The 12,955-nt window shown below is 48.6% G+C and carries 15 protein-coding genes; all 15 read right to left on the bottom strand.

What is annotated here, in order from left to right:
* On the bottom strand, nt 1-186 hold a 186-nt coding region (locus GSM73_RS26515), incomplete at its 3' end, for a hypothetical protein (protein WP_218575626.1).
* Between the two features lie 32 nt (nt 187-218).
* A complete protein-coding gene (locus tag GSM73_RS06810) occupies nt 219-1,418 on the bottom strand; it encodes a hypothetical protein (protein WP_160891936.1) in 1,200 nt (399 codons plus the stop codon).
* 2 nt (nt 1,419-1,420) lie between these two features.
* Nucleotides 1,421-2,176 (bottom strand): hypothetical protein, encoded by a 756-nt coding sequence (locus GSM73_RS06805; protein ID WP_156893526.1) that lies wholly within the window; start codon nt 2,174-2,176, stop codon nt 1,421-1,423.
* The gene (locus GSM73_RS06800) at nt 2,167-3,501 is read right to left on the bottom strand and encodes a hypothetical protein (protein WP_160891934.1); all 1,335 of its coding nucleotides are present in this window, start codon (nt 3,499-3,501) and stop codon (nt 2,167-2,169) included. The genes GSM73_RS06805 and GSM73_RS06800 overlap by 10 nt, the downstream gene beginning before the upstream one ends.
* A 3-nt stretch (nt 3,502-3,504) precedes the next feature.
* The gene (locus GSM73_RS06795) at nt 3,505-4,032 is read right to left on the bottom strand and encodes a DapH/DapD/GlmU-related protein (protein ID WP_076385768.1); all 528 of its coding nucleotides are present in this window, start codon (nt 4,030-4,032) and stop codon (nt 3,505-3,507) included.
* Nucleotides 4,029-4,922, bottom strand: a complete 894-nt coding sequence (locus tag GSM73_RS06790; RefSeq protein ID WP_160891932.1) for a phytanoyl-CoA dioxygenase family protein — start codon at nt 4,920-4,922, stop codon at nt 4,029-4,031. The genes GSM73_RS06795 and GSM73_RS06790 overlap by 4 nt, the downstream gene beginning before the upstream one ends.
* Before the next feature lie 340 nt (nt 4,923-5,262).
* A complete protein-coding gene (pseF, locus tag GSM73_RS06785; protein WP_076385772.1) occupies nt 5,263-5,964 on the bottom strand; it encodes a pseudaminic acid cytidylyltransferase in 702 nt (233 codons plus the stop codon).
* Entirely contained in the window at nt 5,961-7,121 is a 1,161-nt protein-coding gene (gene pseC / locus GSM73_RS06780) for a UDP-4-amino-4,6-dideoxy-N-acetyl-beta-L-altrosamine transaminase (RefSeq protein WP_076385774.1), read from the bottom strand. The genes pseF and pseC overlap by 4 nt, the downstream gene beginning before the upstream one ends.
* 3 nt (nt 7,122-7,124) lie before the next feature.
* Nucleotides 7,125-8,123 (bottom strand): UDP-N-acetylglucosamine 4,6-dehydratase (inverting), encoded by a 999-nt coding sequence (pseB, locus tag GSM73_RS06775; protein WP_076385776.1) that lies wholly within the window; start codon nt 8,121-8,123, stop codon nt 7,125-7,127.
* 365 nt (nt 8,124-8,488) lie between these two features.
* Entirely contained in the window at nt 8,489-8,977 is a 489-nt protein-coding gene (gene rfaH, locus GSM73_RS06770) for a transcription/translation regulatory transformer protein RfaH (protein ID WP_231990598.1), read from the bottom strand.
* Between the two features lie 558 nt (nt 8,978-9,535).
* The gene (locus tag GSM73_RS06765; RefSeq protein ID WP_160891930.1) at nt 9,536-10,597 is read right to left on the bottom strand and encodes an LPS O-antigen chain length determinant protein WzzB; all 1,062 of its coding nucleotides are present in this window, start codon (nt 10,595-10,597) and stop codon (nt 9,536-9,538) included.
* Between the two features lie 194 nt (nt 10,598-10,791).
* A complete protein-coding gene (locus GSM73_RS06760) occupies nt 10,792-11,016 on the bottom strand; it encodes a LapA family protein (RefSeq protein ID WP_160891928.1) in 225 nt (74 codons plus the stop codon).
* Between the two features lie 26 nt (nt 11,017-11,042).
* Nucleotides 11,043-11,339, bottom strand: coding sequence for an integration host factor subunit beta (ihfB, locus tag GSM73_RS06755; protein ID WP_047226313.1), 297 nt, complete (start codon nt 11,337-11,339; stop codon nt 11,043-11,045).
* 146 nt (nt 11,340-11,485) lie between these two features.
* Nucleotides 11,486-11,764 carry a hypothetical protein gene (locus GSM73_RS06750; RefSeq protein WP_076385780.1) on the bottom strand — a complete coding sequence of 93 codons (279 nt, stop codon included), beginning with the start codon at nt 11,762-11,764 and terminating at the stop codon, nt 11,486-11,488.
* Between the two features lie 276 nt (nt 11,765-12,040).
* A partial coding sequence (locus GSM73_RS27060) for a S1 RNA-binding domain-containing protein (RefSeq protein WP_256676751.1) occupies nt 12,041-12,955 on the bottom strand: 915 nt, incomplete at its 5' end.

Raw genomic sequence — 12,955 nt, 5'->3', positions numbered from 1 at the left:
GCAAGACAAAAACATACCCATATAAAAAATCGATGTGTAGATTAAAAAAACTACAAAAGAAAAATCCCCGCCTTCATAGCTAAAATTAATCGGCGCCAACAACCAAATAAAAAAATATACAGTACCACCCATCAAAAAAATTTTATGCGGACAGAACACGGTTAGCTTCAAAACAGAAGCATTCATACTTTCACCCTTTATTTTTAGAATCAAAACTATCAACCCAGAAGCTTCGACCTAAATATGAATATAAACTGCACTGCAACCATACTAATAAAGCCTGCAAGCCATGCTATGGTGAGCGAAAACTTGTGATCCGTCCCTCCTGTAAAATAGAAACTCCCAAAGATAATTAGAAAGACAATTAACCCCAAGGCCACGGCAATAGATTGTGACATGACTCTACCTGCACTACTTAGAACCCCTTCGAAAGAGGCACTGGCGGACCATAAAATCATTACTCCGGCCATCGACCAGACCAGCCATATATCATTAGAGTCGGGTAAGGGAATATTAAAAGAGCGAACAAATTGAGACGAAACAGCGAATGCAATAAGTACGGAAAATATTGCCACCAGCCCTACACAGCCCAACAAAGCAAATTTTCTTTTGGTCAGATCTCCACGATAGATCTGCCTAAAATAGAAAGTATTAATAAATTGATGGATTATAATTGCAATAGATAGCCAGCGAAAAACTATCGAAAAAGACGCTACAAGCGTCGCATCACTAATCCCGCCCATCAGCAATCTGGGCCCGGCCATAAACGCGCCCATTAATGTGCCTCCAATGAAAAATTTATGGCTAAGGGAGAACATTTTTTTATAGTCTTCATGAAACCAGTAATTAGCACTGGGCAGGTCTGATATTTTAATCAAAAGCCATAACATACAAAGCTCGACGGCGATCATCACGAGCATAAACCCGAGCACAAAATCCACACCCACAACCGTCAACAACAAGGACAACATTAGAGCGATATATAGAGCACTCTCTGCTAGAGATGCCCAAGCCCCCTTTCCTAGCCCCTTCAGACGAGCAGATAGCGCCAACTGCAGAACCACCATCGCACTTTGCAGTGTCACGACACCGACAAAGGAGACCTTCCAATCAATGCCTGCCACAGGTAATAGCAAAACAAAAAGCAGTGCACAAGAGCACACCAAGCAAACATACATCACGGCGGCTCTTACATAAGGAGTAAATACCCCTCCCAAGGAACCATAAGCGACAACACCATGAGCACCTAACGCCATTATCGGACCGAGGGTCATTGATAGCGAGAGCCACCATTCAAGAGCGCCATATTCGGCCTTGCTTAATAACCATGCGGCCAAGAACGGCGCAAATAATACTGAAGATTTCGAAGCACCAAATAAGACAGCATGCCCTGAAAGCCTCGTTACAAAACTATGCAATGTCAGCTCTCCGGTTTCTTATTGAAAACCGCTTCAACCAAACCATTAACTTTTACCTCTGGATAACGCTGCTTGGCCGCATCGTAATCTGACTCAATCCATCTCAGCGCTTGACTTACATACAGGCCAGGTTTAACAAGTGACTTCGAAACACAGGAAGATGCTCCGACCGTTATACCATTGTTAATTGTCACTCCAGCATTGATGACGCACGCAGAACCTATATAGACGTTATTTCCAATCTTTACGCTGCCATCAACTCTAAATCTATCCAGGCCGGCGGGAGCATGAAGATACCCATGCGTCCATATTTGGCTCGCCACTCCTGCAATAGTAGTATAGTTACCCAATCGAACGCTTCGAGTACAATCAACAAGATGCTTAGATGTAATTTTAGAAAACACCCCCAGACGCAAAACAGATCGCCCCCATGTAACGCCTCGTCTTGCTCTTATTATTTTATTGAAATTACCGATTGCGGCATTCGTTCGAAGAAATACCCAGACATCACCTCTTATCTGGTTAAAATGTTGGAGATATGAGCTATCTTTCAACACCAAAGCTTTGCATGACAGGTAGTTCCCATGACCAATTTTAACCGAATCATGTAAAATGATCTTGCCACACTCAATCCAGGAGAAACCGATTTTACAACCTTTGCCAATCTCCCAACCAAGAAGCCTTAACAAGAAATTTTTCGGCATTATTGGCGGAAATACCAAGCATACAATCGCCGCAAGTTTTTTCTTCACATGCATTGCTCAGCCACTCTTATCAGATTAGCGCCAACCTTTTCTATGTTCTTCGAATCTAACACCGAAGGTAGACTGGCAGGATCAGAGATCAAACCTGGAAAGGTAGTGAAGTAGAGTTTTTTAACCAAGTCGGTTCTGCCCTTGTCGTCAGCCAACTGAAACAGCCCTGCGTCAATTCGTGCAATAACAGTTCTGACTTCCTCTACGCTGTCCGCATACGAATAGCCGACCTCATCAGACAATACTCCAGGCCCAAACTGAACAACAGGCTTACGAGAAAGAACACTTTCAACAGCAATAGTACCGGTAACAGTACAGACGAGATGAATCCGATTGAATATCTTGTCCATTCCCATTTCAAAGGGTATTGGAACAATACGTTGGTCCTTTGAGACAAGATCTAACAGGCTATTGTTCAGCTCGTACTTTGATTTGGGGTTCAATTTTACGAGTAACTTCCACCCCAGAGGTAAGGCCTCAGCGAGGTCACTTATAAGTCGTGACTGATCCCTGTATTCCTGCCCCCACAGATCAAGATTTGACTCTGGTTGCATTTGCATAGGATATAAGAGATAGCGATATCCATCGTCAAGTTTAAATTTCGACGTACAAATTTCACTCCACTCAATCAAAAGCCGTGACACCGCCTTGTCCAGCTTTCTTTTCCGCCAAGGAGATGGCGTATTAAATCGCTCCCCGCGAAAATAGCTCTTTATCAATACCAAGCGATTTGGAAACGAGCCATGGATTGGAAAAATACGTCCGACATCAGTAGGCAATGATGGCCGCATATATTCAGGAATTCGCTCGCGCTTGCGTATAGACTCCGCGAGGGAATAGCACTCTTCATCCGAAGGTAAATCTGTTGATCCATCAATCGCATTCTTGGTATCGCCCAGATAAATGCTATACCGTCCGCCAGGATAACCAGGCATCGATGGATGAAAGAATGGTACGTTATTTTTCTTGCACCACTCGACTGTCATCAACTCATGAAATAACGTCGCCTCACCAATCACAAGCTCAGGTTTCTCAATTGAAAGAATACGCTCTATTTCGGCGTTGTAGTACTCATAGTGAGTAGTGTCTCCGCCGAAATAGTTAATATATCTATCCGACTTGATAACTTTTTCGAGCCCATGATTACTTGAAAGAGATTTCATATCTCTTCTCGAAGGAAAAGGTATCACATTAGCCGTGCCATTTTTAGGCATAAAACTCGGATTCTGCACTACCCAAGCTACATAATGTCCTTGCTTGATGAAATATTCAGCTAACGCATCCCAGAAAAAAGTCTTATATCTATTTTCCAACATTACTATTTTCATGAGTTAATACTTTTCTTTTCGCTCAATAAATCTAAAACCAGGACCAACGACGATCGAGTTCTCTGGAATGCTTTTACTTACAACTACACCTGCTCCAATGACCGAATTCTTGCCAATTGTAACACCGGCCAAAATGATACTATGCGCACCAATCCACACACCATCTTCGATGGTGATTGGCTTAGCTATATGCTTATAGGGTAACTCTCCATTAATGTCTAAAGAGGCTGTCTCTATATGGACTCCTTGCGAAAGCCTAACTTCGCTGCCAAATGAAACAGGTGACATGGCGCCTATGACACAACCTGGACTCAACATGACTCTTCCTGAAAAGCGTATATTTTCAGGGTATTTAAAAACAACACTCCAATGACAGTTGCTTCCTTTCGGTATATCCAACAACGACCTCGCCCTCGCGAAGGTCCAAAATCTATCAAAACCAATGCCCAGAGTAATCAGCGCTCTAAAAAAGCACTTAACTATTGAAAATTGAAAAACAAACTCTGCAATATCCTTTAATGTATTCTTCATTTCACATAAAGCCGATTGACATAACCATCCAAATCCAAAATTTTACTACTGTTCAGTTTTACTGGACTGTAGTCGTATATACCTATTGGATGAAGGGAGTACTGTGCTTGAAATAAAAGCCGTCGCTCAATCGAAGGAAGCTGTCCTTTATGCAAACCAAACGTATTTTCTAGAAAGGCTGTCCCCCTTGTACCAGTAAAATACTTGATACCGTCCTTTCCAAAACTAGTCTCCACTTCTTCATCTGTGTATCTGCGAATTTTTCTAAATGCCGGATTTCTATGACTCCCTGGAACAAAAACATGGGGCCCTGAGCCAGAGCCTACATCCGTCAAATATATAAATAACTTAATAAACCGCAGATCATCCACATCTCGATGAAAACTCTCAGCCTCCTGAGGAGCATCATGACCGGGATAAGACCACCAGACGCTTAAGTTGGACAGCGTCGGCTTTGCACCGAGGATACTTTCAACAACTTTAAGGACTCTCTCATCATTGACCCACTTCATTGCATGTGGCGAGTTAACAATATCCTCGGTAGAAAAAGGCGCGGTGTGACAATCCGCTGGTGGCCTCTCGGGGTCGAAGTAACCGGCATCTGCATCCCAACGATCGAAAGTTTTTTTATCAGAAAACCAGTCGACCATTTCTTTGACTTCGCTCTCCCTCACTAAATTATCCAGCATTGCATAGCCCGCTTCATGTAAAGAGGCCGCATCATCCTCATAGGGAATAACAGGTAGTGATTTGCTTGGCAACCGTTTACAAGCAAGGTCAGATAACAGCTCTCTGCACCTTGGATTCATCAAGAGCCTCTGACTGAAAAAAGCAAGTCTTTTTAAGGGATACACTCGACCTATTATTTTCTTTATCTTTGTTTCAGCCATGACTCACAGTCCTTTCATCAGAAGCCAACATTATCACTAAATTTTATATCCCAGTATCTACTAACTTAGTGCTATGCAAAAAAGCAATCCAACCCAGCTAGAGTTACCTTGTATCTCGTTCCATTACGTCGATTTACCGTAGGTCTATATCGAGACTCAAGCTATATGCGTCAAATCCTCTCCTGCGAATATGATCAAGCAAGTTGCCAACATGCTCCTATCAGATTAAATGGCAATCAGCCCCACGTTCTTAACGCTTCAGAAAAAGCCAGGCATTGAATGGCACACCCGCTGTTTATTTGCAGCGAAGCATCAATCCGAAACACCCCTTTCATTAAATTCACGAAGGGTTGGACTCAGCTTGAAAGGCTTTGTACAGCCATTCCGCGCGAACCCAGTCCTCGGGAGTATCTATGTCTTGCACGCGGTGACGCGGCAACAGGACGGCACTAGACTCGGGGCTGAAGATCATTTTGCCCTGCAACCATGCATCGGCGAGCCCCCAGTAGAACTGCCCGGCGTCGTGATAGCTTTCATCAAGGTCCTGAGAGCGGGTATTAAAGTACTCTGGGTAGAACATTTCGACACGTCCGGTTCCAGTCAGGCGAATTGCCCGCTGAACAGGGAATGCATAACTGGTGACTGAGAACGCATACTGGCTTCCCGACAGTTCCAGGGTGTTCAATCCGCGACGCAGATCCTCAGAACTTACAAAAGGCGCGGTGGCATATATACAACATACCTGTCGAGCGTCAAAACCGTTCGCCTTGCACCACTCGATCGCCTGCTGAATCACCGGAATAGTCCCGGTGTAATCGTCAGACAGTTCGGCCGGACGCATGAACGGAACACTGGCACCGTACTGTTGGGCAACTTCAGCTATTTCTTCGTCGTCCGTAGAAACAATTACTCTATCAAAACAACCACTTTTTAACGCCGCTTCAATCGACCAGGCGATCATCGGCTTTCCGCAAAACATTTTGATGTTTTTTCGTGGGATACGTTTGCTGCCACCCCGGGCAGGAATGACGGCCAGTCTCATACTCGCAGAGCCTTGGAGATTGCTGTCACGACCTGATCCTGCTGCTCGTTGGTCATGGTCTGGAACATTGGAATACTGATGGCTTCACGATAGTAGTCTTGCGCCACTGGGTAGTCTTCAGGCTTGAAGCCCATCCGCACGTAATAAGGCTGAGTGTGAACCGGAATGTAATGCAGGTTTACACCAATTCCTTGTTCTCTCAAGGATTCGAATACTTGACGGTGAGTCCGGGTAATTTTTTCCAGTTGCAGACGAATCACATAGAGGTGCAAACCCGAATAGCTGTCGACATGTTGCCACGGCGTGCTCACTGGTAATGTGGCCAGCAGATCGTTATAGCGAGCGGCCAACTCATGCCGACGAGCGATGTACTGATCCAAGCGCTCCATCTGGCTGAGGCCTAACGCTGCCTGCAGTTCGGTCATCCGGTAATTGAACCCCAGATCAATCTGTTGGTAGTACCAGGGCCCGTCTGCTTCGTGGGTCATCTGCTGCGGATCACGGGTAATACCGTGACTGCGCAACAGGGCCATTTTATTGGCCAACTCGGCATTGTTGGTCATAGCCATACCACCTTCAGCGGTGGTAATAATTTTGACCGGGTGAAAACTGAATACGGTGATGTCGCTGTACTTACTGTTACCGATGAACGCCCCCTGGTATTTACCACCAATGGCGTGTGAGGCGTCTTCGATAATCTTGAAACCATAACGGCCGGCCAGGGCGTGAATCGCCTGCATGTCGCAGGGCTGCCCACATAGATGTACTGGCACCACGACTTTTGGCAAGGTTCCTTCGCGTTCAGCCTGTTCCAGCTTACGCTCAAGCGCTTGCGGGCATAGGTTGTAGGTACGAGGGTCAATATCCACGAAGTCGACTTGCGCACCGCAATACAAACCGCAGTTGGCGGAAGCAACGAAAGTAACCGGACTCGTCCACAGGCGGTCGCCGGGACCAAGACCCAGTGCAAGGCAAGCAATGTGCAGCGCCGAAGTGGCACTGTTCACCGCTAGCGCATGACTGGCGCCTACATGGCGCGCAACCTGTTGCTCAAAGCGAGGCACCATCGGGCCTTGAGTGAGAAAGTCCGATTGCAACACCCCAACCACCGCATCAATGTCAGCTTGGGTTATGTCCTGGCGACCATAGGGAATCATGTATCAGATGCTCCCAATCTTGGCTTCGTTGATGGTGATCCAATTCTGCAGATCTTCGTCACTCATCCACTCGGTATTATTGTCACTGGCATAAACAAAACCTTCAGGGACTTTCTTGCCATCCTTGATCCGTTTCGCGCAGGTTGCCCACTCGTTGATCACTGGCAGGATCTTGAAGTGCTCTGGGTACTCGTAGGTGTAATAGGAGTCTTCGGCGCTGATCATCTGCTCATGCAGCTTCTCCCCTGGACGGATGCCGACGATTTTTTGGGTGGCGTCCGGTGCAACGACACGGGCAAGATCAGTGACCTTCATGGACGGGATCTTTTTCACGTAGATCTCACCGCCCTCCATGTCTTCAAATGCATGCCAAACCAGCTCGACGCCCTCTTCCAGAGAGATCATGAACCGGGTCATGCGCTCGTCGGTAATAGGTAGTTCGCCACTGTCCTTGATCGACATGAAGAAGGGGATTACCGAGCCACGCGAGCCCATGACATTGCCGTAGCGCACTACTGCCATACGCGTCTCATGGCCCCCGGCATAAGAGTTACCGGCAACGAAAAGTTTGTCGGATGCCAGCTTAGTTGCGCCATACAAGTTGATCGGGCTGCTGGCCTTGTCGGTGGACAATGCGACAACGCGTTTGATGCCTTTGTCGATGCAGGCATCGATCAGGTTCATCGCACCGTTGATGTTGGTCTTGATGCACTCGAACGGGTTGTATTCGGCAGTGGGTACAATTTTGGTCGCAGCCGCATGAACCACATAGTCAACACCATCAAGGGCCCGATACAGGCGCTCTTTATCGCGAACGTCGCCGATAAAGAAACGAACACGTGAGTCACCCTCGAATTTTTTGGCCATGTCCCACTGCTTCATTTCATCCCGAGAGAAGATGATGATCTTTTTCGGGTTGTACTTGGCTAAAGTCATGGGCACAAAGGTGTTACCGAAAGAACCAGTACCGCCTGTGATGAGAATGGTTTTGTTGGTGAACATTAACGCGTCCCTTGGTTGCTTCCCGAGCGAAGTCAGGATTGGAATAAACGGTAAGGTGCGGAGTCAGGCAGTAGAGCCCCCATGACTTCCAGCCCAATACGAAAAAAAGCTGATATACAACTCTACTGGTACAGCCAGTTGCGACCAGTATTGCGCAAACCTCCAAGTTGTCAGGATGAAAATCCTCAGACTGGCATATGGCGATGAATCATCGGCCGCTCAACGCCTTGGGCACATATAGCCTGCGGGCAGGAACCGTGGACTCTCTGGCCCCGGGCACGCTACCGCCCCAGGATTTACCGTTGGCTTCCTGAGAACGCAAACACCTATCATTCTTCCCCTCCCGTATCTGAAGCCATCCATTGCTAGGCAGAAACGATATTTGCCAACGGTACACTGATTTGCCGTTGACGGTTCAGCATGTTGATGAGCAGGATGACTCGCTCCTCCCCTTCCATCGCCATGAACACGGCGTCGATCTCAGAGAGGCCACTGTCAAGGATGCGAACATTGTCGCCGACGTTAAAAATCTTTTTTACTTCGGATTCTGATCGCTGTTGCAGTTGGTAAATCAGGTCATCGGCTACGCGCAATGGCTGCCCGCCAAAAGCGACTACCCGAGCAATGCCGCGGGTTGAACGCAACGGTGCCCAGCTGGCTTCGTTAGACATCTGAATAAATAGATAACCAGGGAACAGCGATTCAATGCTTGTCTGCCGCTGTCCGCGCACGATGCGTTCGCGCCTGCACGTCGGACGCGCACATTCGTAGCCTTGTCGGCTAAGGTTGTCTTCGGCGCGCTCGTCCTGACGAGGTTTGCATTGCACCAGGTACCAATTTCGAGTCTGAATCATCAGGTGTCTTGGCATCGCGATCTAGTTTTCATTTCCCACTCTATCTCAAGCGCTTAGCTTGGTCGAAATTATGCCTGCTATCGCCCCACATGGCTTTAAGGTAATTATACGTCCACCCGAACGCATACCGCTGCCTGAGAAAACATGCGCAGGCGGCAGATTTCGCGAGATACCCGATTTTTCTGATGCTGGGGCTGACAGCTTATGGTGATTAGCTGACCAAAGTAGCAGCGTCATAAGCTTCGGTGCCCCCGGCAAAGGTCAGCTTTTTGAAACCTACCAAAAGAAAGCAAGGCAGACACCCGAAATGTCCGGCGCGCACAGACCAAGGCAAAAGCGCATTGCCCTCTGATTAATCGCGGCACACTGCTATGCGCCCTATTCGCCTGAACCTGTCAGTCGACTTCGCAAAAAACGCAGTCGACTGACAGGCTCAGGTTGGCACCAATATAACATTGATGACGCGATCGAGTGCCGCAGCACTATGGTGAAAACCGTTCGAAAATGAGATGACCTTGCAGCCAAAGAGCAGCTAACCCCCCATCAGTCGTTCGAAGGTTATCCCTTGACAGCCTTTTGGTGATCAGAAACCCGAGCCAAACCGAACCGAACCAACGCGAGCCCGCCCCCTAATATCAAGCCGGCAATAAAACCCAGCACTAAAATCAAAGCCTTTTTAGGTTTTATCGGACTCTCCGGCACTTCAACACTACCATCCTGCCGATAAACCGAAATCCTTTCAGGATCAACATTCAACTTACGATATAAACCGTACTGCATCTGCAGCGGCCGTAAATCAGTGATGAATGCATCATCAGAAGACCTGGACTCCAGCGCATTGATTTCCGCCGCCAATGCTTTGCTACCCCGCTGGTAATCCATTTTATCGCCGGTCTCTACCGTGATATCCACCGCTGCAGAAGAGTTGATTATCGGCGAGGTCAAACCTATCGCTTCAGCGATCTTCAACGCCTCCCGCAGCTGTTGAATGCGGTCCTCGCGAACTCGCTGCGCAGTCTCGCGCAAGCTCACAATTTGCTGCTCAAGATTACGCGCATTTACCGACGCCTCGGTGGTCACGTTCTTGACCAACTCCGACTCAGCAGCTTCACTGGCGTGCTGGACGTAGATCCTTGCCCATTCGGTGGCCTGAGTAGGGTCCCCACCTTGAACGGCCACCGAAAAGCGATCTGGCGTATCTTTTCCCGGCCCTTTGATCACCAGTTCCCGGGAAAAGCGCGCGTACAAACGGTCGAGCGCGCCCTGTCGCTGAGACTCATCGAGGGAGGGAAGATAAATCTCATTGAAGAACTTCTGACGCAGGGACTCGCCTTGAAGGTTTCTGGCAAAAACGTCATAAACATACTTGATCGAATAAGGTTCCAGCTCAGTGCTTTTCCCACGACCAAAATTCAGCTCGGCTATATCATTCTGCGTTGGCGGCATGATGAAAAGCTTGGACTCATAGACCGGCTTACTGAGAAACGCATACGCAGCCGCACCTACCGTGACTAAAAGAGTCACACCAATGATCAGCCATTTTTGGGACCAAAGCCCCTGAGCAAGGGCGATAAGGTCAATCTCATCAGAGCGATGGGTTTCGACTTGATTATTTTGCATCTGAGGCCTCGTGTCCTTTTTTTGACATAGCGCCCGCACACAAACTGGACGCGCTAAAAGGCAGAACGATCAGCCCCTCGGCGGATACCGCAGTAAACTGAGTTAAATTAAATACGATCAAAACGCACCCAAAAGCCAGGAAAAAGTTGCAGACAGTGATCCTTTACACAAAGACTTCCGGGCTCACACATCCATTATTTAAACCGTCGGCGCAGGCCCATGAACCATGCGAATAACGGGCCCAACATCATACCAGCGAGAAACGCCAACAGCACGAAAACCGAAACAGGAACCTGCGGCGTCGACCAGCCCAAGAACAACAATGCGACAGAGTGGGTATTTTCAAGCACAAACAGAACGATGACTGCAGCCACTAGCAACGCGAGCAAGACGAGGGCAAAACGTTTAAAGCGGTGCATGAATTTCCCCTTGCATAAACGCCTCCTTACAGGTCATCCCCCTCCTCCTCATTGACGCGATCCCTGAGTTCCTTGCCCGGCTTGAAATGCGGAACAAATTTACCGTCCAGGCTCACGGATTGGCCGGTTTTGGGATTGCGACCGACACGCGGCGCACGGTAATGGAGAGAGAAGCTGCCGAAGCCACGGATCTCGATGCGGTCTCCGGTCGCCAGGCACTGGGACATTTGCTCAAGCATGGTCTTGATGGCCAGCTCCACATCTTTAGATGAGAGTAGCCCTTGATGGGTGACAATTCGTTCGATCAACTCCGACTTCGTCATATTTTTCCCTTCTTTTTCAAGCAGCTAGGAAAATCGCTTGAAAAGGTTTTAGCATGACCGGAAGAATTTGAACAGCCCAAGTATTGACATATCTTCATCCTGTCGTATTTGCCCCGCTTCTGCACAAGCCTTGCACTTGAGCGAATTCAACGACAAATGACCAACATCGTGCGGGTCAGATAGCCTGCCGGATTGAAGCCGAATGGATATTGATCTTCATCCTTGGCATCATCGGAGCGAGTGATGACTTTGTACCCTGCGCCCTTGCACTCCTTCGCAGCGCGCTTGTGGCATTTTTCCCAGCCCGATCCCAGGCCGGAACAATCGACCTCGATGCCACTGACGCCACGCACCGCATGGGTCTTGGCACTTGTGGTGCAACCTGCCAAGGCCAATACCGCGAATACCAGGATGAGCCTGTTCATTCGTCTCCTTAAATAGCCAGCACCCGACTGGGTGGTGTCTGACCTGACGCTATCGCGAGCAGGCTCCCCCCCACATTGGCCCGGGGAGACCAGGGCATCCACAGTCTAACCTTGAACAGGTGATTGATCTGCTTAAAGAAAGAGACAGTTAGGTTGCAGGATTGGTTTCACTGCCGAGTCAGACAGAGGAGCCAACTTACAAACAGGCCAGTTTTCCCGAATCACGCCCACAAAAAAGGGCGACCGAAGTCGCCCTTTTTTATGGTCTGACAGAACTCAGTTCTGCTTTTCCATCTGTGCACGCAGCAGGTCGCCCAGAGTGGTAGGACCAGCAGCAATGTCAGAGGTAGCTGGCTTGTCGCGCAGGCTCTGGATTGCTTCTTTCTCTTCAGCATCGTCTTTCGACTTGATGGAGAGCTGGATTACGCGGCTCTTGCGGTCAACGCTGATGATCTTGGCTTCTACTTCTTCGCCTTCTTTCAGAACGTTGCGCGCGTCTTCAACGCGGTCACGGCTGATTTCGGAGGCTTTCAGAGTCGCTTCGATATCGTCGGCCAGGGTGATGATGGCGCCTTTAGCGTCAACTTCTTTCACGATGCCCTTAACGATTGCGCCTTTATCGTTCTCTTGAACGTACTCGGAGAACGGATCGCTTTCCAGTTGCTTGATGCCCAGGGAGATGCGCTCGCGCTCTGGGTCAACCGACAGGATAACGGTGTCCAGCTCGTCGCCCTTCTTGAAGCGGCGTACGGCTTCTTCGCCCACTTCGTTCCAGGAGATGTCGGACAGGTGAACCAGACCGTCGATGCCGCCATCCAGACCAATGAAGATACCGAAATCGGTGATCGACTTGATGGTGCCGGAGATTTTATCGCCCTTGTTGAACTGGCCAGAGAAATCTTCCCATGGGTTAGATTTGCACTGCTTGATGCCCAGGGAGATACGACGACGCTCTTCGTCGATGTCCAGAACCATAACTTCCACTTCGTCGCCGACTTGTACGACTTTCGAAGGGTGGATGTTCTTGTTGGTCCAATCCATTTCCGAAACGTGTACCAGACCTTCAACGCCTTCTTCCAGCTCAGCGAAGCAGCCGTAGTCGGTGAGGTTGGTAACACGAGCGGTGACGCGGGTGCTTTCTGGGTAACGGGCTTTGATAGCAACCCATGGATCTTCACCCAGTTGCTTGAG

Origin of the sequence: Pseudomonas sp. PICF6 (genome assembly GCF_009831705.1) — a bacterium.
Taxonomy (GTDB): Bacteria; Pseudomonadota; Gammaproteobacteria; order Pseudomonadales; family Pseudomonadaceae; genus Aquipseudomonas; species Aquipseudomonas rhizophila.
Note: the sequence above shows the minus strand (reverse complement) of the source record. Positions and strands in the feature narration are given on the sequence as shown.

Excerpts from the sequence above, each read along its gene's own strand:
- GSM73_RS06795 (WP_076385768.1), bottom strand. The coding sequence starts at position 4,032 with ATGAAGAATACATTAAAGGATATTGCAGAGTTTGTTTTTCAATTTTCA.
- GSM73_RS06760 (WP_160891928.1), bottom strand. The coding sequence starts at position 11,016 with ATGCACCGCTTTAAACGTTTTGCCCTCGTCTTGCTCGCGTTGCTAGTG.
- pseC (WP_076385774.1), bottom strand. The coding sequence starts at position 7,121 with ATGATTCCCTATGGTCGCCAGGACATAACCCAAGCTGACATTGATGCG.
- GSM73_RS06765 (WP_160891930.1), bottom strand. The coding sequence starts at position 10,597 with ATGCAAAATAATCAAGTCGAAACCCATCGCTCTGATGAGATTGACCTT.
- GSM73_RS06800 (WP_160891934.1), bottom strand. The coding sequence starts at position 3,501 with ATGAAAATAGTAATGTTGGAAAATAGATATAAGACTTTTTTCTGGGAT.
- rfaH (WP_231990598.1), bottom strand. The coding sequence starts at position 8,977 with ATGATTCAGACTCGAAATTGGTACCTGGTGCAATGCAAACCTCGTCAG.
- pseF (WP_076385772.1), bottom strand. The coding sequence starts at position 5,964 with ATGAGACTGGCCGTCATTCCTGCCCGGGGTGGCAGCAAACGTATCCCA.
- GSM73_RS06750 (WP_076385780.1), bottom strand. The coding sequence starts at position 11,764 with ATGAACAGGCTCATCCTGGTATTCGCGGTATTGGCCTTGGCAGGTTGC.
- pseB (WP_076385776.1), bottom strand. The coding sequence starts at position 8,123 with ATGTTCACCAACAAAACCATTCTCATCACAGGCGGTACTGGTTCTTTC.
- ihfB (WP_047226313.1), bottom strand. The coding sequence starts at position 11,339 with ATGACGAAGTCGGAGTTGATCGAACGAATTGTCACCCATCAAGGGCTA.
- GSM73_RS06790 (WP_160891932.1), bottom strand. The coding sequence starts at position 4,922 with ATGGCTGAAACAAAGATAAAGAAAATAATAGGTCGAGTGTATCCCTTA.
- GSM73_RS06805 (WP_156893526.1), bottom strand. The coding sequence starts at position 2,176 with ATGCATGTGAAGAAAAAACTTGCGGCGATTGTATGCTTGGTATTTCCG.